Origin of the sequence: Nocardia nova NBRC 15556 (assembly GCF_001613005.1) — a bacterium.
Classification (GTDB): domain Bacteria; phylum Actinomycetota; class Actinomycetes; order Mycobacteriales; family Mycobacteriaceae; genus Nocardia; species Nocardia nova.
Map to the genome: position 1 here is coordinate 19,843 of NZ_BDBN01000045.1, position 24,574 is coordinate 44,416.

The window sequence follows — 24,574 nt, forward strand, 5'->3', positions numbered from 1 at the left end:
TTCGTGCTTTATGGGTGCTTTGACCAGGCGTTTTGGAGAGCAATCGGGGGGTTGTGTAGTCTCTACCGAGTCAGTCACGACAGCATGTCGAGTCGAGACGAACACTACGGGCCTATAGCTCAGGCGGTTAGAGCGCTTCGCTGATAACGAAGAGGTCGGAGGTTCAAGTCCTCCTAGGCCCACATTCGCATACCTGGTCGTCGACGACGGCCGAGGGGGCCTTAGCTCAATTGGCAGAGCACTGCCTTTGCAAGGCAGGGGTTAGGGGTTCGATTCCCCTAGGCTCCACTTCTTCTTCTCACGATCCGGGGGGATCCGATCCGTCTCTCTCGCCGGTTCCTGTCGCGCCGATACACCTCACGCAGCGCTGCCGGTACCGCGTCGTCGATGCCGGAAGCCGTGGCTGCTGGGGCGGTCGCGGCACAGTAGGGTGGACGGCATGAAACTTCTTCTGACGATCGGTGCCATTGCCGCAGTTGTCTTCGCCGTCACCAAGGTTCGCAAGCGGAGCGAGGCGGATCTGTGGCACGAGGTGACCGCGCGCTGAGCCGCCACGCTCACCGGGGCCTTAGCTCAATTGGCAGAGCACTGCCTTTGCAAGGCAGGGGTTAGGGGTTCGATTCCCCTAGGCTCCACAAACCCCGCAGCTCCACAAACCCCGCAGCTCCACAAAACCCCACAGCTCCACAAAACCCCACAGCTCCACAAATTCACGGCCGGGCCAGCAGGTCGATGACCGCCTGCACTTCCTCCGGTGTCGGGGTCGGCAGATTGTCGCGGCCGTGGATCAGCCCGATCCCCAGATACACCATCGCGCCCGCGCGCAGCCGCGCCTGTCCCGGCTCGAAACCCAGATCGAGCATCGCCGTCTGCACGGTCCGGAAGATGCGCTGATCCAGTGCCCGGACCGCCGCCGCCACCGTGTCGTCGGTGCGTGACCACTCCCGCACCGAGGCCTCCACCATCCAGTGCTGCGGATCCACCAGCATGGCCGCCATCTGTTCGATGCGGGACTCGACCGGAATCGAATCCAAGGCGGCGAGGGCCCGGACCGCCTCACTCTGCATTTCGCCCCACCGGTCGGCCATCGCGGCCATCAGTTGTTCGAGATCGTCGAAATGCCAGTAGAAACTACCCTTGGTGACGCCCAGTTCCTCGCACAGCCGGGGAATCCGGATCGCGGTCACACCCTCGCGCGCGAGGAGATCCAACGCGCCGTTCACCCAGTCGTCGTACGACAGCCGCGTCGTCTGACGGCGGTTGCGATGTTGTGCCTCCGCTTTTCTGGAGGCCGCCTTTCCGGACACCGCCTTCTTGGACGTGACCGGGGCCTTCTTCGGTGCCGTCATCCATTCACCGCCGAGTCGCCCAGGTCCATAACCCGATCGTAGGGGAGCCGGCCCGCTGTGGATTCGACATGCGCACGGCCCACCTCCTCGCACCGTTCAAACGAGTACCGTCTACTGTACTCAATGGTATGGTCGCTGCGACGGGTGACGATCGATGTCACCTCGGAAGGTGCGAGGGATGAATCGACCGATCGGCCGCCGTGCGATGCTGCGCGGTATCGGCGCAGGTCTGACGGCCGCGGTGGCCGGGCGCGCGGCGACAGTCACGGCCGATCCCGTGCCGGGCGGATTCGAGAGCCCGCTGTTGTTCCACTCGCCCCCTATGCAGCCTTTCGTGGACGAACTCCCGCGGCCGCCCGTCGTCACCGGCAGTCACCTGGACCTTGTCGCGACCACCACCAGCCATCGATTTCACCGCGATATGCCCGCGGTGCCCGCCTTCGGATACAACGATCAGACCTATCTGGGCCCGACCGTCGAACACGAAGCCGGCCGACCGCTGACTGTCCGGTTCCGCAACCGGCTCGGCGCTCATCCGTTCGCGGCCGATATCGACACCACCCTGCACGGGGTGCCGGAGAGCTACCGGACCACGGTTCCCGCCTCGCTGCATTTGCACGGTGGAGTGACTCCGCCCGCCAGTGATGGGCACCCGGAACAACTGGTCATGCCGGGACAACACCTCGATCACGACTTCCCGCTGCGGCAGTCGGCCGGTCACCTCTGGTACCACGACCACGCGATGGGGATCACGCGGGCGAATGTCTACGCCGGATTGACCGGCATGATGCTGCTGCGCGACGAATTCGACACGGGAGCTCCGGACAATCCGCTCGGACTGCCGGCGGGGGAGTTCGAGATACCCCTGGTGCTGCAGGAGAAGTTGTTCGCCCCCGACGGCCGCCAGAGTCTGCGCTCGACCGCGGTGGTGCCACCGGGTTCGTGGGAAGGCGGTGCGGTCGGCGACGTCGGAGTGGTGAACGGGGTGGTGTGGCCACAGCTGCCGGTCGCGCGCGGGCTGTATCGGTTCCGTGCGATCAATGCCGCCTCGTTCAGTACGTGGAATCTGTTCTTCGGCAATCGGATGCGGTTCTGGGTGATCGGAAACGACCACGGACTGCTGGATGCGCCGGTGCCGGTACGCAATCTACGACTCGCTCCGGCCGAACGGGTGGATCTCCTGGTGGATTTCGCCGAGCTCGCGCCGGGGGAGACGGTCGAACTATGCAACGACGAAGCACCGGTGTTCCAGGCGTCGATCCTGGGCGAGGTCGCGATGCCGGTGTTCTGCCGCTTCCGCGCCGAGGATCGCGCGGGGTTGCGCGGGCCGGTCCCGCAGACGCTGCGCGGTGGACCGCGACAGCCCGCGCCGCTGCCGCCGGTGCCGGTGCCGACTCTGTCGCGGACCCTCACGGTCAGCCAGCCGTACGAACTGCGGATGCCGCCCGCGATCATGTCGTTGAACAACCTGCGCTATTCGGATCCGGATATCGAAATGCCGCGGCAGGGCACGACCGAGGTGTGGAACATCGTCAACATCACGCCCGATCCCCATCCCATCCACATCCACCTGGTGGATTTCCGCATCCTGAGCCGTACGCCGCTGCGCACTGTGGATTACCAACTCGCTCATCCCCAACCGGCGATCGGCACCCGGTGGACTCCCGATCCGGAGGGCTTCCTGGCCGGGCCGCCGCAGCCGCCGGCGCCGTGGGAGAGCGGCCGTAAGGATGTGGTGCGAGTCGACGGCGGCACCGTCACCCGGATCGTGGTGCGATTTCCGACCGCCGACGAACTCGGATTCGATCCCGACGCGCCCTTTACCGGACTCACCGCGCCCATGCCGGGTGCGGCGCATTCGGCGGAGCATGCCGCGCATCGGGATTCGGATCTGCGCGGCTTCGTCTGGCACTGCCATCTGCTCGATCACGAGGACCACGACATGATGCTGCGATTCCGAACGGTGCGGTGAAATGACGACACAGATACGAACCCTGAAATGCCCCAGCGCTTTCCGGTATTGGGAGGCGAAGCAGCAGCCCGCCGTGCAGCGCTTGGAAGCGATCGTGCGGAAAGTGACCGGGGCCGAACTCTTTCCCACCGACGAGCAGGCCCGGGCTCTCACCGAGGATCTGTTCGCCGGTGATCCGGTCGCCGAACGATTCGTCGCCGAGGTGATGCACGGTCCCGGTGGTTCGGCACAGGGCCGCGCACTGCTGGACCGGGCCTTGGCCGAGGGGATCGATGCCGTTCCCGAGGCGCCGGATTCGATGCGCGAACTGTTCGCCGAATTCGACACCGTGCCCGAGTGGGTGCGTCCCGAATTGGTCGAACAGGGCGCGGCCATCTGGCGGCGCTGGGGCACCATGCTGTTCAGCTTCGCGGGTGCGGAAACACTGGAGATGTACACCGAATCGGCGGTCGCGACTCCGCTGTCGCTGGCGGGCGGATATGCCGGAAACAGTGCGCTGCGCAGGTATTTGGAGACCTGCCGATTCTGGATGGACGTCTCGCAGCCGAATGCGCTGCTCACCCCGGGGTCGACCGGGCGCGCCACCGCGCTCAAGGTCCGGGTGATGCACGTGTCGGTGCGGGCACGGGTGGCCGGCCATCCCGAATGGGATATCGACAAGTGGGGGCTGCCGATCAGCCAGACCTATCAGTTGCTGACCCTGATCGCGGGCAGTGTGACACCCGGCCTCGGGCTGTGGGCGCTGGGATATCAGACGACGCCGTCGGAAATCCGTGCGCTGCTGCACTTTCAGAAGTACATGGGATATCTGCTGGGCGTGCGGTTGCAGTGGCATCCGGAAACCGTGGTCGACTCGCTGCGGGTGCTGGCGATGACCATCGCCTCGCGTTCCTACGACGCCGGTGCGCACGCCGCGGAATTGATCGAGTCCTATCCCGCCGCGTTCGCTCCCCGTCCCGAACACCGCGGCGTGAGCCGGCTGCGCGCCGCCTACAACTACCGCATCAACTCCGTGTATTCGGCGATGTACATGGCGCCGGGCACGCGGCGCAAATACCGTATGCCCCCGGCCTTTCCCTGGTTGCTGATTCCGGTGCTGCGGTTTCCGCTCATCACCGCGATGGAATTCGTGCGCCGGATACCGCCGGTCGGGCGGGTGCACGAGAAGGTGATGGTGCGGCACCGGGAGAACTGGTACCGGGCCCAAATGCAGGGCAGAGAAGCGGAATTCGATGCGAGCGGAGCGTTGCGGCGATGAACGACAGCCATTGTGGAGGCGTGGAACGGTCCCGGCCGCCGGGACGGTGAACTCACCACGGTCGAACCGCGCCACAACGCACTGCATCCCGCGGCGAGTTCGCTCGCCTTCGAGCACTGGTATTTCGACGCACATCTCGACAGCGGGCATACCGTCGTCGGATTCCTCACCAAACGCCGCCCGGAGGATTTCCCGCACGCGCGTCCCTGGGTCGAGCTGATGGTCTACGAACCGGACGGCACCCGTCGGCAGGTCTCGCGCAAATATCCCCGCAATCAGGCGTCGTTCGACGCGCAGTCGTGTGATGTGCGGATCGGAGACAACCGGGCCTACACCGAATTCCGGCCCGACGGATTGCCGACGCATCACCTGAGACTGGCCGAGGACGGTTTGGTTTTCGACCTGCGCTTCGACAACGAACTGCCGAGCTGGATGCCCGGTAAGGGGGAGACGCATTTCGGCGGCGGTGATTCCTTCGGCTGGGTCGTCGGCGCGCCGCGCGCACGGGTGAGTGGCACCGTGACCATCGACGGCGTCGAGCGGTCCGTCACCGGTCGCGGGTACGCCGATCACAACTGGGGCGTCGGCGATATGCGCAAGATCATCGAGCGCTGGCACTGGGGGCGGCTGTATGTGGAGGACTATTCGCTGCTGTTCGCCGACGTGCTGACCCAGCAGCGACGCGGCGCGCACGAGATCGCGCCGCTCATGCTGGCCCACCACGACCGCGTCGTTCTCTCGACCGGCGAAACGACGCTGCGCGAGGGACCGGCGCGTTTCGACGCGACCGCCGGGCGCGGCTATCCGGAGTGGATCGAACTGCGCGTACCCGATCGGGTCGAATTGCGGCTGACAGTGGATCGGGTGATTCACGCCCACGATCTCCTCGACGATATTCCGCTGGTGGGCACTCGGCTGCTGAAACCGCTGGCGCACAAGTTGATCGGACATCCGGGCTATTTCCGATTCGAATCCACCTTCGAACTGACCGTGCTCGGCGGTGCGGAACCGGTCCGCCGCACCGGCACCACCTTGCACGAATTGGTGGCGCTCACCTGAGACTTGCGCGGTTCGCGCATCCGCGGTGCAAGGACGCTGCAAGCGGTTGGCGGCAGGGTCGATGTCATGAGCGAGACATTCGATGTGGTGGTCGCCGGTGCGGGCCCGGTCGGACTGATGCTGGCCTGTGAACTGCGGCTGGCCGGGGTCGAGGTGCTGGTCGTGGAGCGGCTGACGGAGATCGATCGGACCATCAAGGCCGGAGCGATCAATGTGCCGACGGCTCAGGCCTTCGATCGGCGCGGACTGTTGCCCGAGTTGCTGGCGCATCAGCAGGCGGCGATCGAGCGGATGAACGCGTTCGACGTCCGGAGGGTGGCCGCGAACCGGCCGCCGATCGCGGGACATTTCGCCGGAATCATGTTGTCGTTCGACCTGATCGACGCCGAAGACCCGGCGTTCGCGGGGGTGGGGCCAGCGGGCCGGGCCGTCCTGGTGAGCCAGCAGGGCATCGAGGAGATTCTCGGTGCGCGCGCCGCGGAACTCGGCGTCGTGGTGCGCCGGGGCGTGGAAGTGACCGATCTGACCGACCACGGCGACGGCGTGACCGTGCGCTGCCGGGCCGCCCAGGGTGGTGGTGCCGGGACCTGTGGCGGCGAGGTGATACGTGCCTCGTGGCTGGTGGGTTGCGACGGTGGACGCAGTACCGTCCGCACACTCGCCGGCTTCGACTTCCCGGGCATCGGGCCGGAGATCACCGGACGGCAGGCGGTGGTCGAGATGTCGGAAACCGAAGGGCTGCAACCCGGTTGGCACGATACCGAGCACGGCATCTACGTCTACGGGCCGACTCCCGGCCGCTTCCTGACCGTGGAACTCGACGGACCGCCGATCGATCGCGACGCGCCGATCACGGCCGCCGAGCTGGAGGCGAGCCTGCGTCGCGTTTCCGGGGCGCCCGTGCGGGTCTCGGCGGTGCATTCCGCCACCCGGTTCACCGACAACACCCGTCAGGTGCCGGACTACCGCAAGGGCCGTGTGCTGCTCGCCGGTGATGCGGCGCATGTGCATTCGCCGTTCGGCGGACAGGGCCTGAATCTCGGAATCGGCGATGCGGTCTGCCTGGGCTGGAAGCTCGCCGCGGTTGTCGACGGGCGGATGGACGAGCGGCTCCTGGACACCTACACCGCCGAGCGGTATCCGATCGGCGCCTGGGTGCTGGAATGGACCCGGGCGCAGGTCGCGCTCATGCGACTGGACCGCCGCAGCAAGGCGCTGCGGGCGGTGATGTCGGAGCTACTGTCCACCGGCGACGGCGCGACCGCCGTGTTCAAGCGGATTTCCGGTGTGCTGCACCGCTATCATCTGGGCGGCGACCACGAGCTGATCGGCACCATCGCTCCCGATCGCGATCTGTCCGACGGGACCCGCGTGGCGGAGCACTTCGCCACCGGTCAGGGTGTGCTGTTCGATTTCGCCGACTCCGCGCAGCTGCGCGCCGCGGCGGCGCCGTGGCAGGACCGGATCCGGATCGTCACGGCGAAGCCGTTGGACGCCTCGGACGTGCCCGGCTCCCGCGATGCGGCCGGCGTGCTCGTCCGTCCGGACGGCTACGTCGCCTGGGCCGCCACCGACGGCACCGAAGGTTTGACGACCGCGCTGACTCGCTGGTTCGGCCGGTGAGCGGGATTTCTCGTCGGCTCGTTCGGGCGTGTTATATGTGACTGCGCGTAGCGGGCAGATGTGCTGCTTGCCTACGATCGCAGAGCTATCGTTCGTCGAGGTGCCGGTGTGGTCCGGCGCGTGCTGCGGGACGTCCGCTGTTCATCGCGCGGCATGCCGCCGATACCGAAGCGCTGGCCCGGATGGAAGCGGTCGACCGCTTCATGGCGCCGATGCCCGGTTATCTCGGCCGTTCGCTGTGGCAGATCTATCACAGTCTGGTGTTGCGAAACGAGCTGGCGGACGGCGTGATTCGACTGCGCTCGGATCTCGTCGTGGATCTGTCGAAACTGACCTGCCGGGTCCTGCTGATCGGCAGCCGCACCGATATGCTCGTGCCCGCCCGGTCCACCCGCCGCGGAGTCGAGCTGCTCACCGGTGCCGCCGACGTGCGATTCGCGGAGGTGACCGGCGGACATCTGGGCCTGATGGTGGGTCCCGACGCGGCCGGCTCGATCTGGCCCGCGATCGGCGAATTCCTCGGCGAATCCGGAGATTCCGATCAGATCAAACCGAGCTCGCGCGCCCGCGCGATGGCCTCGGCCCGGGAACCGCTGCTCAGCTTGTGATAAATCCCGCGCAAGTGTGTTTTGACGGTGTTGATCGAAACGCCCATGCCCTCGGCGATATTGAGCGTCGTCATCCCGGACGGCAACTGGCGCAACACCGACATCTCGGTTTCGGTCAATCCTGGATTGTGCGCCGCGCCGCGAGCCGACGGGTGCGACCGGATCAGATCGACCAGCCGGTCGTGGTGACCGAAGCGGCCGACCGAACCGTCCAGTAACGCAACGGTTCCCGGCACCTCCAGGAACGGGCGCACGATCCGGTCGTCGGCGGCGTGAGTCAGCGCCTGCGCCACCGCCTCGTAGGCCTTGACCGGGCGGTCCAGATGGGCGGCCGCGGAGGCATACAGGAGCCATGCCGTGACGGAGGTGAGCGGGGGCAGTCCGTCGGTCCGGCGCAGCAGTGGCTGGAGCAGCTCGAGTGTCGTCGACGAGGTCTGCGCATACTCCGACAGGCATGCCTGCGCCAGCACGACCTCGGGCGTATGGCCCAGTACCGCGACCGCTCGCTCGACCAGAGTCTGTGCGCCGACGCGGGATTGGATCCGCAGCAGGGCGAGGATCGTATGCAGGACCAGATTGCCCGAGGAGCGCGCCGGTGTCGGTTCGGCGAGCATGTCGAGCAGCTGAATCCGCAGCGTATCGGCAGCCAGGAAACGATCTGTGGCGGAATCGAATTCGATCAGCCGCAGAATCGCCTGCGCCTGACGGTCGGCGGCCGGCGCGGGAGACAGGCCGCTCGTCGTGGCGGGCGGTAGCTGGCCGTGCACATCGATCGGATCGCCCTGCAGATAGCGGGCGTACGCGATCATCGCCTGTGCGTGCGTCATCGCGGAATGTGTTCGCATTCCGTATTTCTCGGCGAGCTCCACGGCATGTTCGGCCCGCTTGCACATCACCGTGAGATGGCCGCCGATACCACCGCACAACGCCAGTCGCGTTGCCGCCGGCACGACGAAGCGACCCAGTCCGGCATGTTCGGCCAGCGCGAGCGCCTGCCACAGCCCGGATTCCGCGCGCGCGACATCGCCGCGGTGCAGGTGCGCGTTGGCCAGCTGCAGGATGATGTAGCAGTCCAGTTCGGCATGCCCGGTCGGAGTGGGCGTCGCCGGATCGGGAGCGGCGGGTTCGGTGCCCGTCAGCACCGCGACATCGGCGGCCACGGCGCAGCGCAGCGCGGTCAGCCAGGACGCGGGCACCAGTGCGGACGCCGAACAGGGCTCTGCTTCGAGGCGATCCAGGTAGGCCGTGCAGGCCGCCACGTCTCCGCGGCCCACGGCCTCGGCGATGCGCAGCAGTTGGACGAATTGATCGTCGGCGAGTTCGCCGACGTCGTCCAATCGGGCGAAGAAGGACGGCCCGTCCCCGCCGAACACCAACCTCGGGCCGTGTTCGCGGATGAACCGCGACAGCTGTGGATGTCCCGGCACGGCGAGGACGTGATGCAGTGCGGCGGACGGCATCCGGGCATCGATGAACCACTTCGAACAGCTGCGGTGAATGCGCTGCAGCCGGTCCGGAAGTGAGCGTGCGGCTTCGGCGAGCAGATAGGCGCGCAGCATGGGGTGGTAGCTGTGCCACAGTTCGCCGTCGCGGGCGACGCAGGTGATCGGCAGATTGTTGCGCAGCAGATATTCCAGCGTGGCCGGGGCGGATTCGCCGACCAGCTCCGTGGCCAGCGCGACACTGAACTCCTCGGGCACCGCCGTGGCGAGCAGGAAATGCAGCGCATCGTCCGGCAACGCCCCCAGCAGCTCGCCGACGAGGAAGTCGCTGATGGCATGCGGTGCGCGGGCCAATGCCGCCAAGGCGGTGGGCCGGTCCTGCGGATTCGCGGCCAGATAGATCGCGGCTATTCGTACCAACGCGGCCCAGCCGCAGGTCAGTCGCTGAATGCCGGCGATATCGGCCGCGTTCAGGTGGAGGTCGTGCTGATCGAGCAGGGCCGCGGTGTGTTCGTCGTCGAGCGCGAGTTCGCGCGCCGTCAGCCGGGTGAGCCGGCCACTCAGCTCGAGGCCGTGCCATCGCAGCGGCGGATCGAACCGGCCGGTGACGATGGTTGTCAATGTGGGCGGTGCGTTTTCGACGACGTATTCCAATCCCGCGAGAGCCAACGGGTCGGTCAGCAGGTGGGCGTCGTCGAGGACCAGAACGGTCGGTTCGGCTCGGTCGGTCAACCGGTCCACCAGCGTCGCCGGTTCGGCGAGGGGGCCGGTGGGGTCCCGGTCGGGTGATCCGACGGGTAGGTCGAGCACTCCGGCGATCGCACGCCACAGATCGGCCGACTCACCGCGGCGGCCGGTGAAGGTCAGCCAGCCCACCCGGCAGGCGGAATGCCGGGGTGTCAGTCGCGCCACCCAGTCGGCGGCCAGGACGGTCTTGCCGGTTCCCGCGGGGGCGCAGATCAATACGGTCTGGCCGGCGCCGGTCGCCGCCGCCTCGTCGATGCGGGCGTGGGCAGCGGGAAGCGACAGCGGTACGAAGGAGAGTTCCGGCACGCCGAGTTGGAGGCCACTGCGAATGGCGGCAACGTTCGAGCTATCGGCTAGCGATCGCGTTGTTCTGGGCGAAGCGTTCAAAGCGCCTCCCGGAGCTGTGCCTTCGCCGAAGGCAGTGTCGGTGAAGCCTGCTTTCTCCAAACTGAAACGTACACTAATCATTTGCTGAATTCGGTCAAAATGTGCGTCCCATCATGATTTCGAATCGGTCTCGGGCCGTCGAATTCGGCCGTGGCGCAGGACGTAACGGGCCGGTCGGAGCCGTAGTGTCGGTCGGAGAATCGACACACCGGTCTGCGGCGGCGAGGTAATTCCGATGCAATTGCGACGAGATCGGCCCGCGCGGGCCGAGCGAAAAGCTCCGCCGCCCGCGTCCGGAGCGACATGGTCGCTACCGCGCGGTCTGATCGTGATGCTTTCGGTCGCCGGGGCCGTGGTGGCCGTCATGGGTATGAAGGCGTTCGCAGGCGTGCTCGGTCCCACCTTCCTGGCGCTGATGCTGACCATGGCCGTTCAGCCGGTGCAGACCTGGGTGCAACGGCGCGGCTGGCGGCCGTGGATCGGGATGGTGGCGGCCCTTTTCCTGGTCGTTCTGATTCTGCTCGTACTGATCGGGGCGCTGGTGCTCTCGGTCGCGCAATTGGCGTCCGAACTACCGAAATACTCCGACAAACTCGACGACATGCTCAACGGTGTGCGGAGTACCCTCGCCGATTTCGGGGTGGACACCGAGCAGATCCACAACGCCCTCAACGGTCTGGATGTGGGCAAGGTCGTCGATCTGCTGTCGGTCGCACTGAGCAACGCGCTCGGAATCTTCTCGAATCTGTTTTTCGTTCTGGCACTGCTGCTGTTCATGGCGATCGACGGCATGATGATCGATCGAAAATTGGCGGTGGTGGCCAAGGCACGGCCCGAAATCGCTTATGCGCTGGGTGTATTCGCCATCGGCACCCGGAAATATCTGGTGGTTTCCACGGTCTTCGGCTTGATCGTCGCCGTCTTCGACGGCGGTGCCCTGTGGTTGATGGGCGTGCCGCTTCCGGTGCTGTGGGCGCTGCTCTCCTTCATCACCAACTACATTCCGAATATCGGCTTCGTCATCGGCCTGATTCCGCCGGCGCTGCTGGCGCTGCTCGACAGCGGCCCGATGCTGATGCTGTGGGTGATCGTCGTCTATTCGGTGATCAATTTCGTGATTCAGTCGATCATCCAGCCCAAATTCGTGGGTGATGCCGTCGGCCTCAGCGTGACCGTGACGTTCCTGTCGTTGGTTTTCTGGTCGTGGGTCCTGGGCGCGCTCGGTGCGCTGCTGGCGATTCCGCTGACGCTGCTGATGAAGGCGCTGCTGCTCGATATCGATCCGACCACGCGGTGGGTCAACGTGCTGATCCAGGACCGGGCGCCCGATCCGGACGAGGAACCGTAGGCGGCGGCGACCCCACCTGGGGCCCAGCCGACGACCCAAGCCGACGAGTTCAGCCGGCGGAGTCGGGCAGTTGCGCCATCCCCAGCAGTGTCAGCCCGAGCGAATCGATGCGTGCCAGCACGCCACGCATGGCCGTGGTGTCGGAGAGGGTGCCGAACAGTGTGGTCGTCCCAGCCGACGAATGATTGCTGCGGCTCAATTCCGGAAATGCGGCCAGCGCCCGTTCGGACAATTCACCATCGATGACGAACTGATAGCGGATCGACAACGACCAACTCACCTCCTCGGCCGGGGTGCATGCGCGTCTCCAGGCTCGGGCACAACCGCTGGTAGTCGCCTCATCCGCCCGGGATGAGCTCGAGATCCGGCCGCGAACCGGTCCCGCGGGGCGACGGCGTCCGACACTCACCCGTCACGGGTGAAGCCATTGCGCACCGCGCTGGGCACATTCAGGGGAAGACCTCTCGGCTGGGAAGGAGTTCTGCCATGACCACAACCCCGCAGGAGCATCCCGTACGTCAGGGCATCGCCGCCGGAACATCGATCGGCGCGGCGATCCTGCTGATCACCGTCGGTGTGCTCTCGATCCTGGAAGGAATTTCGGCGGTCGCCAACGACAACCTCTTCGTCGTGGGCATCGACTACGTCTACCAATTCGACACCACGACCTGGGGATGGATCCACATCGTGCTGGGGATCCTGCTGGTCATCGCCGCCCTCGGTCTGATGGCCGGCACCACGTGGGGCCGGATCGTGGCAATCACGTTGGCGGCGTTGTCCATCCTCGCGAACTTCCTGTGGCTGCCCTACTACCCGGCATGGTCGATCCTGGTGATCGCGTTGAATGTCGTGGTCATCTGGGCGGTCGCCACCTGGCAGCCCGGCCCGGACCGCGTCTGATCCCCGCTTCGCCGGGCTGTGACAACCGGCTGTGACAAATAATCAGCCGGCGGCCCGGCCTCTGCGGGATCCGTATCGTCGGAATTATGGCCTCTCCGGAGCTGTCGAAGCTGGTTCAGTCGGTGGTCGAGCCCTATCTACTGGAGGGATCTCGCCGCTACAACCGGGTCGAGGTCGCGGAACTGTCGGGCGTACCGGCCGATCTGTCGCGGCGGCTGTGGGTTTCGCTCGGATTCCCGGCTCATGAGGACGACGCCGCGGTCGAATTCACCGACGGCGATGTCAACGCGGTCCGGAACTTCAGAAGTCTCGACGCGCTGGCCGGCGCCGATGTGCGCCGGCAGCAGGCGGCCGCGCGCACCCTCGGGCAGTCGATGGCGCGGCTGGCGGAATGGCAGGTCGATCTGGTCGCGGAGGAGATCGCCGACCGGATCCGTTCGATCACGGCGGGCGATCCCGCGGTGGACCAGGACAAGGTCGCCCGGGAGGCGACCGCCGAGGTGGTGTCGGCGCTGCAGCAACTGCAGGCCTACGCGTGGCGGCGCCATCTCGCGGCGGCGCTGACGCGGTCGCTGGCCGGTGACGGCACCGGAGAAACGTTGCGGGAGTTGGCCGTCGGATTCGCGGACATGGTCGGCTACACCCGGCTGACCCGGCATCTGGAAGCCGACGAACTGGACGATCTGCTGGAGTCGTTCGAATCCGTCACCACGAACGCGATCACCGCGAACGGCGGCTGGACCATCAAGAATGTCGGCGACGAGGTGATGTTCGCGGCCGAATCGGCGGTGGCGGCCGCCCGGATCGCATTGGCGATCCAGGAGGCCACAACGAGTGCCGGAACCACCCCTGAACTGCGGGTCGGGCTGGCTTACGGCCAAGTGTTGCAACGTTTCGGTGATCTCTACGGGTCGGTGGTGAATACCGCGGCGCGGCTGACCGGAGTCGCCCGGCCGGGCACGGTCCTGGTGGACGACGGCGCGGCAACACAATTGGCGGACGAGCCCGAGTTCTCGTTGCGGCATCTGCGCACTGTGCGGGTGCGCGGAATCAACCGTTTGGGTTCGCACGTGCTGCGGCGGAACGGTAGCTGACCGCCTCTGTCGTCGGATCCGAAAACGCTGTCGCACAAGGGTGGAGGCGGCGCAGACGCCGACCGGAAAAGTACCGGAATTGGAAGCGGGCCTCGGCGAAGGGGGGGAGTTAGCCGAGGCCCGCGTAGGGTCGGCCCGGGGGGGAGGGGCCGACGTGACTGATCCTACGCGACGATTCTCGTTTGTGTCTGCATGAGGGGCGCTAGTTTCGGAATTTTTTTCTCTGGCGTGTTGCGGGGCGCGTCGTCCGGTTTGCCGGAGGGTTGATAGTCGGCGGGGAGGCATTCGTGAATTACGTTGTAACACAAAGGAATAAACTTGTTCCACGTGAAACGATCGGGCGTGGCGGGGCGCCTTCGCGAGCGTCGAATTCGGTAGCTGTGCGGGTGTGGCGGCGCACGACGGTGGGCGTTTTCACACCCTCGGGGCCCCGTGAGCGCCACGGCAGGTAGCCGTGCGGGCCGCACTCGAGTAGCGCGCTACTCGCGACCTTCGGGGCCGGGCGCGGGAGTATCGAGTCGGTCGCATCCCGCCGGCACCCCCGAGCACCGCCGGATCCCCGGGATGCGACCACCTCCGCCCTCTGCCCGGTCGGGGTTCCTCGCTCGGTCGATGTCCGATATGGGTTTATTCGGATGAACTTGTCGGTGGTGTGGGCAATACTGCACGGCAAGTAGCGAACCTCACATCCACATCGAACGGCAGGGGAAAAGCATGCCCGACGCCATCATCGCCGAGGGTTTGGTCAAGAAGTACGGTCGGCTCGTCGCACTCGACGGGCTCGACCTAGCGGTTCCCGAGGGGACGGTGACCGCCCTGCTCGGCCCCAACGGATCCGGGAAAACCACGACGGTCCGGGTGCTCACCACACTGCTCACCCCCGATGCCGGCCGCGCCACGGTCGCCGGTATCGATGTGCTGCGCGAACCGCAGCGGTTACGCGCCCACATCGGTGCCTCCGGTCAGTACGCGGCCGTGGATGAATATCTCACCGGCTTCGAGAATTTGGAGATGGTGGGGAGGCTGTACCACCTGGGCATTCAGCGCAGTAAACAGCGTGCCCGGGAACTGCTCGAGCGCTTCCGGCTCAGTGAGGCGGCCGATCGGCCGGTGAAGGGCTACTCCGGCGGCATGCGGCGCCGGCTGGACCTGGCCGGAGCCCTGGTGGCGAATCCGCCGGTGCTGTTCCTCGACGAGCCGACCACCGGGCTCGATCCACGGGCCCGGATGGACCTGTGGGATGTGATCGAGGAACTCGTCGCCGGTGGTACCAGCCTCCTGCTGACCACGCAGTACATGGAGGAGGCGGACCGGCTGGCCGACACCATCGTGGTGATCGATCACGGCTCGGTCATCGCGCGCGGCACCGCCGACGAGTTGAAAGCTACGGTCGGGGGCGATCGGATCGAGTTGACGGTCGAGCATGTCGACGCGCTCGCCGTCGCCCAGCAGGCACTGGCCGGGCTGGCGGTCGGCGATATCCACGTCGAACCGGGGTTGCGGCGGCTCACCATTCCCGTCGACGACGGCTCGCAGGCCCTGGTCGACACCATCGAGCGGCTGTCCGCGCACCGGGTGCGCATCCAGGATGTGGGCCTGCGACGGCCCTCGCTCGACGACGTCTTCCTCACCCTGACCGGGCACGAGGCCGCCGACTCCATCGACCCGGCCGATGCCGCGCAGACCCTCGAACAAGCCACGGAAGGACAGAGCAGATGATCACCGCCGCGGCCGACACCCGCAGACCGACCCTGGCCGAACGCGCGGCCACCGTGGCCGGGGACAGCCTGACCATTGCCAAGCGCAATGTCATCAAGATCAAACGAGTGCCCGACGTGCTGATCTTCTCGACGCTGTCGCCGATCATGTTCGTCCTGTTGTTCGCCTACATCTTCGGCTCGGCGATCAGCGTGCAGGGCACGTCGTACCGCGAATTCCTGATCGCCGGCATCTTCGCCCAGACCTCGGTCTTCGGCGCCACGTTCACCGGTACCAGCCTGGCCGAGGATATGCAGCGCGGAATCATCGACCGGTTCCGCTCACTGCCGATGGCACCGTCGGCGGTGCTGGTCGGGCGCACCGTGGCCGATGTCGCCATCAACGTGGTGAGCCTGGTCGTGATGTCGGTGACCGGTCTGCTCGTCGGCTGGCGCATCCACGGATCCTTCCTCGAGGCCGTGCTCGCCTATGCCTTGCTGTTGCTGTTCGCCTACGCGATTTCCTGGATCATGGCCGTGGTCGGTTTGCTGGTGCGGGCGCCGGAAGTGTTCAACAACGCCAGTTTCATGGTGATCTTCCCGCTGACCTTCATCGCCAACACCTTCGTGCCCAGCGAGGTGCTGCCGACGCCGCTGCGCGTCGTCGCGGAATGGAATCCGGTATCGGCGGTGACGCAGGCGACGCGCGATCTGTTCGGCAACACGAGTCCGACGAATCCGACGCCGGATGTGTGGTCGCTGCAGCATCCGGTGGCGACGACATTGATCTGGGTGGTGGCGATCCTGGCGATCTTCGTGCCGCTGGCGCTGCGTCAGTTCAAGCGGTCCGTCAGCCGGTGAGCCTCTCACCTGGCGCTACTGCGGGCGGCCCGTGCCTGTGACAGCATGGTGCCATGCAGTTGGGGAGTTCCCGGAAATCCGGTCGGTTGCGTAATCGGCTCATCGCGGCGGGCGTTGCCGCCGCCGCGGGCGGTGCCGCATGGGTGGCCGCCTCGCGTCGCCCGCAGCTTCCGGAGCCGGCCGCCGAACCGCCGCGGCTGGGATATGCGGGCGGAGCGACCGCGCCCGAGACGGCGGCCTCCACCGACGACGCGGCGCACACCGGCTAGGCGCGCCCCGCGAGTACGGACAGCCGACATGGCACGATATTCGGCGTGACCTCACCGAATCAGACCGCCGTGGCCGTCCTGCACACCAACCTCGGCGACATCAAGATCTCGCTCTTCGGTAACCACGCCCCGAAGACGGTGCGCAACTTCGTCGGCCTGGCCGACGGCAGCGCGGCCTACACGACGAAGAACGCCGGCGGCGGCACCTCCGGACCGTTCTACGACGGCAGCGTATTCCACCGGGTGATCGATGGTTTCATGATTCAGGGCGGTGACCCGACGGGTACCGGCCGTGGTGGGCCGGGATACGAATTCGCCGACGAATTCCACCCCGAACTGCGCTTCGATCGTGGCTACCTGCTGGCCATGGCCAACGCCGGACCCGGCACCAACGGTTCGCAGTTCTTCATCACCGTCGGTCCGCAGCCGCACCTGAACCGTCGCCACACCATCTTCGGCGAAGTGGTGGACGCCGATTCGCGCAAGGTCGTCGACGCCATCGCGACCACCGCGACCGACCGCAACGACCGGCCGAAGGAGCCGGTCGTCATCTCGAGCATCACCCTGAGCTGACCCATCGGAGTTTCGTGAATCCGCAACCGCCCGTACCGACCTGCTACCGCCATCCCGATCGCACCACCGGACTGGCATGCACGCGGTGCGGGCGGCCGGCGTGCCCCCAATGTCTGCAACCGGCCGCCGTCGGACAGCATTGTGCGGAGTGTGTCGCGCAGGGCCGCACCGATATTCGGCCGGTACAGCCGACCGTCGGCGGTCCGTTCGCCACCGCTCGCCGCACGCCGTATGTCACCTATGCGCTGATCGCGATCAACGTCGCGGTCTTCGCCGTCACCGCGAGTCAAGCGCACAGTGTCACCGACAATCATCTGTCGCGGCTGTTCTTCGACTGGGTGCTCGCACCGCAGTGGGTTGCCCAGGGGCAGTGGATTCGGGTCCTCGGTTCCGGATTCCTGCACTACGGGCCGCTGCATCTCGTGGTCAACATGTTCGCGCTCTACATTCTCGGCCGCGATACCGAACTCGTGCTGGGACGTTCGCGCTTCCTCGCGATCTATCTGGTGTCGCTGCTCGGTGGATCCGCGGCGGTCATGTGGCTGGCGACCGATTCCGCCACGGCCGGTGCCTCCGGCGCCATCTACGGTCTGTTCGGCGCGATGACCGTGATTCTGCTGCGGCTGCGGCAGAGTCCGGTGCAGATGCTGGTGTTGATCGCGATCAACCTGCTCATCAGCGTGTCCCTGCCCGGCATCTCGCTGTGGGGCCACCTCGGTGGATTGGTGGCGGGCACGCTCGCCGCCGCCGGAATCCTGTTCCTGCCGGAATGGCTGCGGGCGCGCACGCGCGATTCGATCCGATGGATCGGATGGGGTGCGGTAGCCGGACTCGCCGCCCTGGCGCTCGCACTGATCGGTGCGGGTGCGGCGGTTCTCGCCTGATTCGGTGGCCGCCCGATTCGACTGCGGCCCGCCCGGTTGTCAGCTGGTGCGGGGATCGGCGGGAACGAGACCGTGCACGGTCAGCACGTCCAGGACGTCCTGAGGATGGGTACCGAGGTCCCAGCGGCCGAAGATCACCAGCCGTTCCTCACCCTTGTGGTCGACATCGAGTTCCAGATTGGGGATGCTCCGGCCCAGCCGCCGGAAACCGACGACCCGTGCCCGCAGAATCTGCTCGGGTCCGTAGCTGACCGGGCCGAACAGGCCACGAACCACCAGGTGGGCCGGTTTCCCGGGCACGACGGTCAGGCGCGGGCGTTGACGGAAGCCCAGTCCGGCCATGCACAGCAGCAGTGCCGCACCCAATCCGATCAACAGCCGACTCGGTGCGTCGGAGGCGAACGCGGCGGCCACGGCCAGCGCCACTCCGCCGAGGGTGACCGCGGCCAAGGCGGGCGCGGGGGTGGACCACTCGAGCCGGGGCGCCGACTCGGAACTGCCGAATTCCGGGCTGGATCCCGGGCGGTCGGACTCGGGGTGTTCGGGTGGTGTGCTCACGGTCCCCAATTGCTCCTCGAGTTGTCCACAGAGTCATCCACAGGTGTGCATGAATCACACGCGTGTAATAAGGGTCAACGCCCGTGCGACAGCGCGATCAACGCCACCCGTGCGACAGCGCGATCAACGCCACCCGTGCGACAGCGCGATCAACGCCACCCGTGCGACAGCGCGATCAACGCCACCGCATCGTCATGATCAGGCCGATCACCATCAGTCCGAAGCCGATGAGGAAGTTCCAGGCGTTCAGATCGCTCATCCACTGGATGTGGTCGGCGCCCAGGTAATAGACCAGCAACCATGCCAGGCCGGCCAGCATGAAGCCGAGCATGATCGCCACATACCAGACCGGCGACGGACCGCCCTTCACCTTCACCGGGGTGCGGCTGGTCGGGTTGATCGTGTAGTCGGTCTTCTTGCGGACCTTCGACTTGGGCATGACGTCCTCGTATTCGGCGTGCAGGTCTGCCTAAAGGCTATCTCAGCTGCGTATCGGCGGTGGCGCCACGTACTCTCGAACCATGCGTGTTCTGGTCGTCGACAATTACGACAGCTTCGTATTCAACCTGGTCCAATATCTGGGCCAGCTGGGTGCCGAGGCGACCGTCTGGCGCAACGACGACTCCCGGCTGCAGGACACCGATGCCGCGGCCGCCGATTTCGACGGCCTGTTGATCAGCCCGGGCCCGGGCACACCGGACCGCGCCGGCGCGAGCATCGAACTGGTCCGCGCGTGCGCCCGGAACCGGACTCCGCTGCTCGGGGTGTGCCTGGGACATCAGGCGATCGGAGAGGCGTTCGGCGCGACCGTGACTCGTGCCCCCGAGCTGCTGCACGGCAAGACGAGTTCGGTCTTCCACATCGGTTCCGGGGTGCTGGCCGGGCTGCCCGACCCGTTCACCGCCACCCGCTATCACTCGCTGACCGTGCTCGAGGACACCTTGCCCGGTGATATCGAGGTGATCGGGCGGACCGAGAGCGGGATCGTGATGGCCATGCGGCATCGCGACCTGCCGATTCACGGTGTGCAATTCCATCCCGAATCGGTGCTGACCCAGGGCGGGCACCGGATGCTGGCGAACTGGCTCGAGGTGTGCGGCGAGCGGCCGGCCGAGGGCCTGGTCGAGACGCTCGAAGCCGAGGTCGCCGCGCTGGTCTGACGGGCTCGTAGCGCCGCACGCGAAAGCCTTACCGTGACAAGGAGTTTGCGCATGCATAAGCCCGGTGCGGTCGTCGTGACCCGGCGGCGCTGATGGCTCGGCCCTATGTCGTGCTGTCGGTGGCCACGAGTGTCGACGGATATATCGACGACGCCGGCCCGCAACGACTGCTGCTGTCCAATGCCGAGGATTTCGATCGCGTCGACCAGGTGCGTGCCGAGGCCGACGCCATTCTGATCGGCGCCGAGACCCTGCGGCGCGACGATCCCCGGCTGTCGCTGAGCAGTGAGCGGCGGCGCGAGGCTCGCATCGCGGCGGGAAAATCCGAATTCCCGGTGCGCGTCATCGTCACCGCGAGCGGTGAACTCGATCCCGGACAGCGGCTGTGGAAACAGGATGGGGAGCGACTGGTCTATACGACCACGGCCGGGCGCGCGCGGCTGGGCGATCGGCTCGCAGGCCGCGCCGAGGTCGTCGCCCTCGGCAACTCCGTCGATTTCGGCGCGCTGCTCGACGATCTGGGCGAGCGCGGGATCGGCCGCCTGATGGTCGAGGGCGGCGGCCGCATCCACACCGCGTTTCTCGCGGCGGATCTGGCCGACGAACTGCTGATGGCGGTCGCCCCGGTGCTGGTCGGGGACAGCGGGGCCCCGAAATTTCTGCATCCTGCCGACTTTCCCGGCGGTTCTCGGCGCAGAATGGCTTTGGTGGATATCACTCGTCTCGGCGATATCGCAGTGCTGCGTTATCTGCCGAAGCAGACACCGTCCGATGGGAGTTCGCCGACGATGGAACACTCACAGTGACAACCGAATCCGATGCGTGGGAGTCGGTCGAGTCGGCCAGCCGTGTCCCCGGCCGGCCGGGGGCGCACCGATTCTGGATGCATCACGCGATCGGCCTGGCCCGGCTGTGCCCGCCGAGTGCGACCGCTTTCTCGGTCGGCGCGGTGATCGTCGGCCCGGACGGCGTGGAACTCGCGCACGGCTACTCCCGCGAGACCGACGCGAAGGTGCACGCCGAGGAATCGGCGCTGAACAAACTCGGCGCCGACCCCCGGCTCGCTCAGGCCACCATCTACAGCACGCTCGAGCCGTGTTCCACCCGGGCCTCGGTAGGCCGCGTCCCGTGTGCCGACCGCATCCTGGCTGCCGGAATTCCGCGCGTCGTCATCGCGTGGCGGGAACCGCGCACCTTCGTGGAGAACTGCGTCGGCGTGGAGAACCTGTGCGAACACGGCGTCGAGGTGGTCGAACTTCCCGACCTGGCCGAAGAAGCCATGTCGATGAATCGCCACCTCGCGTTGTGATTACCGGCCCGGATCAGGGCGGTCCCAGCACTCCCGTGACGATCGTGATGGTCGCGTTGCGCGCCACCGACGAACCCGGTCGGGGCTGCTGATCGATCACCCGGCCGACATTGCTCGCGTCGAATGTGCCCTGCGTGCTCTGGCTGATCTGGCCCACACCGCCGGTCCAGCCCACCGAGCGCAGTTTGTCCACGGCTTGCGACGGGGTGAGGCCGGTCAGCGACGGCATGGTGATCTGGTCGCTGGAGACCTGGACCGTGATGGTCGAGCCCTTGTCGGCCATGGAGCCGCCGGCCGGATCGGTGGACAGCACCTCACCGGCGGGCCGCGACGAGCTGACCTTCTGGATCACGACCTTGAACCCCGCGCTGTCGGCCAGGTTCGGTTCGGCCACATCGATCGACTGACCCACCACATCGGGCACGCGAACCTGGTCCGGACCCTTGCCGAGGGTGATCGTCACCTTGGAACCGGCATCGATCCTGGTGCCGGCGGCGGGGGATTCGGCGATCACCTTGTCCTTGTCCTCCGGACTGGAGGCGCCCCGCTGGATCTGCGGATCCAGCAGTAGCCCGGCCGCGTTCAAATTCTGCTCGGCCTGCTGCTGAGTGAGTTTCGTCAGCTGTGGCACCGGTACCTGCTGCGGTCCGGTCGAAATCTGCAGGGTCACCGTGGACCCCTTGTCCACCCGAGCGCCGCCGAGCGGCTGCGTCGCGACCACATTGCCGCTGGCGACCTTGCCGTCCGGTTTCTGCTGGATGGCGACGTCGAAGCCCAGCTTCTCCAGATCGCTCTGCGCTTCCTGGGCGGGTCTGTTGGCCAGATCGGGGATCGCGACCTGATCGGGCCGGCTGCCCGGCCCGATCAACACCCAAAACAGCGCGACCAGCACCGCGACCACCGCGGCCGCGCCGATGCCGATCCACAACTTGCGTCTGGACCCCTCGGATTCGGGTTCCGGTTCGTCGTCGCCGTCGTTGCGTTCGACCGTGCGGTAACTACGCGGTTCGGGATCCATACTGCCGAGGAAGGTGGTGCGGTCCTCCTCGGTCATCACCATCGGGGCCTGCGGCTTCTGGCCGCCCAGCACCCGGATCAGATCGGCGCGCATCTCGGCCGCGGACTGATACCGGTTGGCCGGATTCTTGCTCATCGCCTTGAGGATGACCGAATCGAGTTCGCGCGGTACGCCGGGATGAACCAGCGACGGCAGCTTCGGATCCTCGCGGACATGCTGGTAGGCGACGGCGACCGGCGAGTCGCCGGTGAAAGGTGGCTGCCCCGTGAGGATTTCGTACAGCACACAGCCGACGGAGTACACATCGGACCGGGCGTCGACCTGCTCGCCGCGGGCTTGTTCCGGGGACAGATACTGCGCGGTGCCGATCACCGCGGCGGTCTGGGTCATCGGATTCGAACTGTCCGCGATGGCGCGCGCGATGCCGAAGTCCATCACCTTCACCGCACCCTGGCGGTTGATCATGATGTTGGCCGGCTTCATGTCGCGATGCACGATGCCGTTCTTGTGGCTGAAATCCAGTGCGGCACAGACATCGGCGATGATCTCCATCGCCCGCCGCGGCGGCAGCGGACCCTTGCCGCGCACGATATCGCGCAGCGTCTCGCCGTCGACGTACTCCATCACGATGTAGGGCAGCGGGCCGCCGTCCACCTCGGCCTCGCCGGTGTCGTACACCGCGACGATCGCCGGATGGTTCAACGCCGCCGCATTCTGCGCCTCGCGCTTGAACCGCAGATAGAACGTGGGGTCGCGAGCGAGGTCGGCGCGCAGCACCTTGATCGCCACGTCGCGACCCAGCCGCAGGTCACGAGCCTTGTGCACCTCCGACATACCGCCGAATCCGATGATCTCGCCCAGTTCGTAGCGAGAAGACAGATTCTTCGGGGTCGTCATGGCATTCCTTGTGAGGAGGTTTCGGGGTATCTGCTGCTGTCGGCTTCGTGCGTACCGCCGACCCCCGGCAGTGAATCGCCGGCCCCCGGCAATGGTAGGTCGAGCGAGGGGTAGGACGGGCGAGTTGTGGGGCGTGTGGTGCGGGTCGGCCGCTCCCGGGTGGTGGTGGTCGTCGGCGGTGCGGTGGTGGTCGTGGTCGGCGGGGGTGTCGTCGTCGTGGTCGGCTCGGGAGTCGTCGTCACCACCGGCGGCGGGGCCGGTTGGGTGGTGGTGGTCGGTTCCTCGGTCGTCGTCCACACCGTGGTCGGCGGCGGAGGCGCGACGACGGAGGTGGTCGACTTCACCGGCGACACCGTCGAATCCGGCGCCTTACCGCTGAGCAGCACCCACGCGGCCAGGCCGCCGAGCAGCACCGCGCCGGCGCCGAGCCCGGCCATCACCTTCTGACCGGTGGTGAATCCCGACTTCTCGCCGTCCTCGTCCGGGCCGCCGGGACCCGGCATCATGGCCGTCGAACCTGCCGCCGCGCCCACCCGGGCCGGTTCGGCGGTCGGGTAGCGGACGGTCGCGCCGTCGTAGTCGTTGCGTGGGATCACCGCGGTCGGACCGGGCGGGAGTACGCGAGTCGCACCGGTCTGCGGCACCGCACCTCCGCGCGGCGGCGGTGGGCGTCGACCGGCCCGGACCGCGGCCACGGCATCGGCGAATTCGCCGCCGCTGTGGTAGCGCCGCGTCGGATCCTTGGTCATCGTGATGTCGATCAGCTCGCGCACGTTCGGCGGCAGATCGGCCGGCATCGGCGGGGGCGCCTCGCGCACATGCTTCATCGCCACCGTCAGGGCACCGTCGCCGGTGAACGGCCGATGGCCCGACAGCGCCTCGTAGCCGACGACGCCGAGCGAGTACACATCGCTGGCCGAGGTGGCGTCCTCGCCGGTGGCCTGCTCGGGGGCGATGTACTGGGCGGTGCCCATCACCATGCCGGTCTTGGTCACCGGTGAGGCGTCGACCGCCTTCGCGATGCCGAAGTCGGTGATCTTCACCTGACCCGTGGGGGTGACCAGGATATTGCCGGGCTTCACGTCGCGGTGGACGACGCCCGCGGCATGGGCGACCTCGAGGGCGCGGCTGGTCTGTTCCAGCATGTCCAGACCCTGGCCGACCGAGAGCCGGCCGAGCCGGTTCAGCACCGCGTTCAGCGGTTCGCCCTGGACCAGCTCCATCACGAGGTAGGCGGTTTCACCACCCTGTGGATCGTAGGTCTCGCCGTAGTCGTAGACGCCTGCGATGCCGGGGTGGTTGAGCTGGGCGGTGGTCTTGGCCTCGGTCTTGAACCGATGCCGGAACGTCGGATCCGCGGAGAATTCGGCCTTGAGGACCTTCACCGCGACCCGGCGGTCCAGGCGGGTGTCCAATGCCTCCCACACCTGGCCCATACCGCCCGTGGCGATCAGACGTTGCAGCCGATACCGATCGGCGATCAGGGCACCGTTGTTCAGCATGGCCGCCCCCGTCGGTAGGTTCGCCGATCACGACGTTGTTGCATATCCACCTGGGGTCC

The 24,574-nt window shown here is 66.8% G+C and carries 24 protein-coding genes and 3 tRNA genes; 20 read left to right on the forward strand and 7 right to left on the reverse strand.

Going from position 1 to position 24,574, the window contains the following annotated elements:
- Positions 1-108 precede the first annotated feature (108 nt).
- The 4 genes from NN2_RS18800 to NN2_RS18810 all read left to right on the forward strand — a co-directional run bounded on the left by NN2_RS18800 (position 109) and on the right by NN2_RS18810 (position 635).
- A tRNA-Ile gene (locus NN2_RS18800) sits at positions 109-182 on the forward strand.
- A gap of 33 nt (positions 183-215) precedes the next feature.
- Positions 216-288 (forward strand) — tRNA-Ala (locus NN2_RS18805).
- A gap of 151 nt (positions 289-439) precedes the next feature.
- Positions 440-547 carry a DLW-39 family protein gene (locus NN2_RS38190; protein ID WP_218018595.1) on the forward strand — a complete coding sequence of 36 codons (108 nt, stop codon included), beginning with the start codon at positions 440-442 and terminating at the stop codon, positions 545-547.
- A gap of 15 nt (positions 548-562) precedes the next feature.
- Positions 563-635 (forward strand) — tRNA-Ala (locus NN2_RS18810).
- Between the two features lie 75 nt (positions 636-710).
- Here the strand turns inward: NN2_RS18810 and NN2_RS18815 are convergent.
- Positions 711-1,349 (reverse strand): TetR/AcrR family transcriptional regulator, encoded by a 639-nt coding sequence (locus NN2_RS18815; protein ID WP_063910804.1) that lies wholly within the window; start codon positions 1,347-1,349, stop codon positions 711-713.
- 178 nt (positions 1,350-1,527) lie between these two features.
- On the opposite strand from NN2_RS18815, the gene NN2_RS18820 reads away from it, so the two are divergent.
- The 5 genes from NN2_RS18820 to NN2_RS18840 all read left to right on the forward strand — a co-directional run bounded on the left by NN2_RS18820 (position 1,528) and on the right by NN2_RS18840 (position 7,869).
- Positions 1,528-3,321 carry a multicopper oxidase family protein gene (locus NN2_RS18820; RefSeq protein WP_063015275.1) on the forward strand — a complete coding sequence of 598 codons (1,794 nt, stop codon included), beginning with the start codon at positions 1,528-1,530 and terminating at the stop codon, positions 3,319-3,321.
- A 1-nt stretch (position 3,322) separates the two neighbouring features.
- Positions 3,323-4,579: an oxygenase MpaB family protein gene (locus NN2_RS18825; protein WP_063015276.1), complete on the forward strand. Its 1,257-nt coding sequence runs from the start codon at positions 3,323-3,325 to the stop codon at positions 4,577-4,579.
- Positions 4,580-4,591: 12 nt separating this feature from the next.
- Positions 4,592-5,638, forward strand: coding sequence for a lipocalin-like domain-containing protein (locus tag NN2_RS18830; RefSeq protein ID WP_369689964.1), 1,047 nt, complete (start codon positions 4,592-4,594; stop codon positions 5,636-5,638).
- Between the two features lie 66 nt (positions 5,639-5,704).
- The gene (locus tag NN2_RS18835) at positions 5,705-7,261 is read left to right on the forward strand and encodes an FAD-dependent monooxygenase (RefSeq protein WP_156511369.1); all 1,557 of its coding nucleotides are present in this window, start codon (positions 5,705-5,707) and stop codon (positions 7,259-7,261) included.
- A gap of 182 nt (positions 7,262-7,443) precedes the next feature.
- Complete coding sequence (locus tag NN2_RS18840; protein WP_174554987.1) at positions 7,444-7,869, forward strand: hypothetical protein; 426 nt, start codon at positions 7,444-7,446, stop codon at positions 7,867-7,869.
- On the opposite strand, the gene NN2_RS18845 is transcribed toward NN2_RS18840, so the two are convergent.
- Entirely contained in the window at positions 7,803-10,364 is a 2,562-nt protein-coding gene (locus tag NN2_RS18845; protein ID WP_063015278.1) for a winged helix-turn-helix domain-containing protein, read from the reverse strand. The genes NN2_RS18840 and NN2_RS18845 overlap by 67 nt on opposite strands.
- Positions 10,365-10,680: 316 nt before the next feature.
- On the opposite strand from NN2_RS18845, the gene NN2_RS18850 reads away from it, so the two are divergent.
- Positions 10,681-11,793: an AI-2E family transporter gene (locus tag NN2_RS18850; protein ID WP_063015279.1), complete on the forward strand. Its 1,113-nt coding sequence runs from the start codon at positions 10,681-10,683 to the stop codon at positions 11,791-11,793.
- 49 nt (positions 11,794-11,842) lie between these two features.
- Here the strand turns inward: NN2_RS18850 and NN2_RS18855 are convergent, their stop codons facing one another.
- Positions 11,843-12,073 carry a DUF8691 family protein gene (locus NN2_RS18855; RefSeq protein WP_063015280.1) on the reverse strand — a complete coding sequence of 77 codons (231 nt, stop codon included), beginning with the start codon at positions 12,071-12,073 and terminating at the stop codon, positions 11,843-11,845.
- Between the two features lie 206 nt (positions 12,074-12,279).
- Between NN2_RS18855 and NN2_RS18860 the strand changes: the two genes are divergently transcribed.
- From NN2_RS18860 to NN2_RS18890, 7 genes are all read left to right on the forward strand, one after another.
- Positions 12,280-12,693, forward strand: a complete 414-nt coding sequence (locus NN2_RS18860) for a DUF7144 family membrane protein (RefSeq protein ID WP_030516695.1) — start codon at positions 12,280-12,282, stop codon at positions 12,691-12,693.
- Positions 12,694-12,779: 86 nt separating this feature from the next.
- A complete protein-coding gene (locus NN2_RS18865) occupies positions 12,780-13,787 on the forward strand; it encodes an adenylate/guanylate cyclase domain-containing protein (protein ID WP_063015281.1) in 1,008 nt (335 codons plus the stop codon).
- A 714-nt stretch (positions 13,788-14,501) separates the two neighbouring features.
- On the forward strand, positions 14,502-15,506 hold the full coding sequence (locus NN2_RS18870) for an ATP-binding cassette domain-containing protein (RefSeq protein ID WP_063015282.1): 1,005 nt from the start codon (positions 14,502-14,504) through the stop codon (positions 15,504-15,506).
- Positions 15,503-16,345 carry an ABC transporter permease gene (locus NN2_RS18875; protein WP_081879640.1) on the forward strand — a complete coding sequence of 281 codons (843 nt, stop codon included), beginning with the start codon at positions 15,503-15,505 and terminating at the stop codon, positions 16,343-16,345. Before NN2_RS18870 ends, NN2_RS18875 begins: the two co-directional genes overlap by 4 nt.
- 53 nt (positions 16,346-16,398) lie before the next feature.
- On the forward strand, positions 16,399-16,614 hold the full coding sequence (locus NN2_RS18880; RefSeq protein WP_063015283.1) for a hypothetical protein: 216 nt from the start codon (positions 16,399-16,401) through the stop codon (positions 16,612-16,614).
- Positions 16,615-16,659: 45 nt separating this feature from the next.
- Positions 16,660-17,187 carry a peptidylprolyl isomerase gene (locus NN2_RS18885; RefSeq protein ID WP_062965673.1) on the forward strand — a complete coding sequence of 176 codons (528 nt, stop codon included), beginning with the start codon at positions 16,660-16,662 and terminating at the stop codon, positions 17,185-17,187.
- A 14-nt stretch (positions 17,188-17,201) separates the two neighbouring features.
- Positions 17,202-18,071 carry a rhomboid family intramembrane serine protease gene (locus NN2_RS18890; protein ID WP_082857089.1) on the forward strand — a complete coding sequence of 290 codons (870 nt, stop codon included), beginning with the start codon at positions 17,202-17,204 and terminating at the stop codon, positions 18,069-18,071.
- Between the two features lie 39 nt (positions 18,072-18,110).
- Here the strand turns inward: NN2_RS18890 and NN2_RS18895 are convergent, their stop codons facing one another.
- Together NN2_RS18895 and crgA are read right to left on the reverse strand one after the other, a co-directional pair.
- Positions 18,111-18,629, reverse strand: coding sequence for a PH domain-containing protein (locus NN2_RS18895; RefSeq protein ID WP_081879641.1), 519 nt, complete (start codon positions 18,627-18,629; stop codon positions 18,111-18,113).
- A 175-nt stretch (positions 18,630-18,804) separates the two neighbouring features.
- Positions 18,805-19,068 carry a cell division protein CrgA gene (gene crgA / locus NN2_RS18900; RefSeq protein WP_030516702.1) on the reverse strand — a complete coding sequence of 88 codons (264 nt, stop codon included), beginning with the start codon at positions 19,066-19,068 and terminating at the stop codon, positions 18,805-18,807.
- A gap of 82 nt (positions 19,069-19,150) precedes the next feature.
- Between crgA and NN2_RS18905 the strand changes: the two genes are divergently transcribed.
- The 3 genes from NN2_RS18905 (at position 19,151) to NN2_RS18915 (ending at position 21,098) form a co-directional block, all read left to right on the forward strand.
- A complete protein-coding gene (locus tag NN2_RS18905) occupies positions 19,151-19,789 on the forward strand; it encodes an aminodeoxychorismate/anthranilate synthase component II (RefSeq protein ID WP_063015285.1) in 639 nt (212 codons plus the stop codon).
- Between the two features lie 92 nt (positions 19,790-19,881).
- Positions 19,882-20,595, forward strand: coding sequence for a RibD family protein (locus NN2_RS18910; protein ID WP_063015286.1), 714 nt, complete (start codon positions 19,882-19,884; stop codon positions 20,593-20,595).
- On the forward strand, positions 20,592-21,098 hold the full coding sequence (locus NN2_RS18915) for a deaminase (RefSeq protein WP_245658767.1): 507 nt from the start codon (positions 20,592-20,594) through the stop codon (positions 21,096-21,098). The genes NN2_RS18910 and NN2_RS18915 overlap by 4 nt, the downstream gene beginning before the upstream one ends.
- Positions 21,099-21,111: 13 nt before the next feature.
- Here the strand turns inward: NN2_RS18915 and pknB are convergent, their stop codons facing one another.
- Together pknB and NN2_RS18925 are read right to left on the reverse strand one after the other, a co-directional pair.
- A complete protein-coding gene (gene pknB, locus NN2_RS18920) occupies positions 21,112-23,013 on the reverse strand; it encodes a Stk1 family PASTA domain-containing Ser/Thr kinase (RefSeq protein ID WP_063015287.1) in 1,902 nt (633 codons plus the stop codon).
- Complete coding sequence (locus NN2_RS18925; protein WP_063015288.1) at positions 23,010-24,515, reverse strand: protein kinase domain-containing protein; 1,506 nt, start codon at positions 24,513-24,515, stop codon at positions 23,010-23,012. The genes pknB and NN2_RS18925 overlap by 4 nt, the downstream gene beginning before the upstream one ends.
- Positions 24,516-24,574 lie beyond the last annotated feature (59 nt).